A 1,108-nucleotide genomic window follows, 5' to 3' on the forward strand; every position below is an offset into this window, starting at 1 on the left:
CCTTCGATGACGCGGGCGAACTCGAGCACTTCGAATCCGGTGACTTCGGCCGCGAGCTCATCGCCGCGGCGGAATCCCTCGGCCTGACCGTCACCGAGGAGGAGGGCCAGTTCATGTGCTATCCGTCCGTGATCAGGCTGGACCCGGCCAGGCGTGTGGTGACTATCGACAAGAAACCGCATCGTTTCATCCGGCCCTCTGTCCTGGCCGCCCACCTGCGGGCTCAGCAAACCAGGAGCGCGCGCTTCAGGCCGGGTCCGTTCCTCGAGGCGCTCTTCGCAGCGTGGAACTACGCCCGCCACGCCGACACGAAGGGCCGAGGGCCCGCGGTGGACGTGTCCGTGGACCGCATCTACGCGGTGCTCACGGTGGCCCCAGGCAGCAAGAAGGAGTACTCACGTCAGGAGTTCGGAAGGGACCTCTTCCTTCTCGAGGGTAGTGGGGAGGCCAAGACAAAGAGCGGGGCCGAGGTCCACTTCTCCCGCTCCACCGGCGCCAAGACGGGGAGGGGCATAACCCTCGTCAAGGAGAACGGCGAACGAGTGGTCTACTCCTCGGTCTCCTTCAGGGAGCCCCGCCATGACGGCTAGGATCCCGGTGGGCGAATACGCCCGATTCCTCCGCTCCGAGTACCTGGAGTCCTTCGTCGCTTCCGGGGGATCGGCGGTCAAGGTGGCGGTGGCGCCCGATGCCGCCACGGCCGATGCCCTCGCCCAAGCCGTACGGGCGGACGCCGACTCGTTGGGATACGCAACAGTCGCCGTGGATTCGGCGTTCACCCGCGTCAACCTCATCCAACAGATCTTCTTCGCCGCGGCGGGCGGGCTCGACTGGGCGGCCCACGCCCGCACGGTGGTAGAGTCACTGGTCGAAGAAGTGTACGGGCCGGAGGCCCGCAACACACGCACCCTCGATGACGTCGCCGAGACGACGGGCATCGACCGCATACTCGTGCGCAAACGCATGGACGAGGCCCTCACCAAACGGGTCATACGCAACTACACGCTCGCCAAGGACTTCCGTCTGGCGATGGTGCAGCTCTGCCTCTCCGAGTTCCAGCCCGAGCTTTACACCGAAGCCGGGTGCTCCGCGATCCTCGAGTGGTTGC

The 1,108-nt window shown here is 66.2% G+C and carries 2 protein-coding genes; both read left to right on the top strand.

Going from position 1 to position 1,108, the window contains the following annotated elements:
- A partial coding sequence (locus Q8K99_01690) for a hypothetical protein (protein MDP2181267.1) occupies positions 1-590 on the top strand: 590 nt, incomplete at its 5' end.
- The coding region (locus Q8K99_01695; GenBank protein ID MDP2181268.1) for a hypothetical protein at positions 580-1,108 on the top strand (529 nt) is incomplete at its 3' end. The genes Q8K99_01690 and Q8K99_01695, both read left to right, overlap by 11 nt.

The organism is Actinomycetota bacterium (assembly GCA_030682655.1).
Lineage (GTDB): Bacteria > Actinomycetota > Coriobacteriia > Anaerosomatales > JAUXNU01 > JAUXNU01.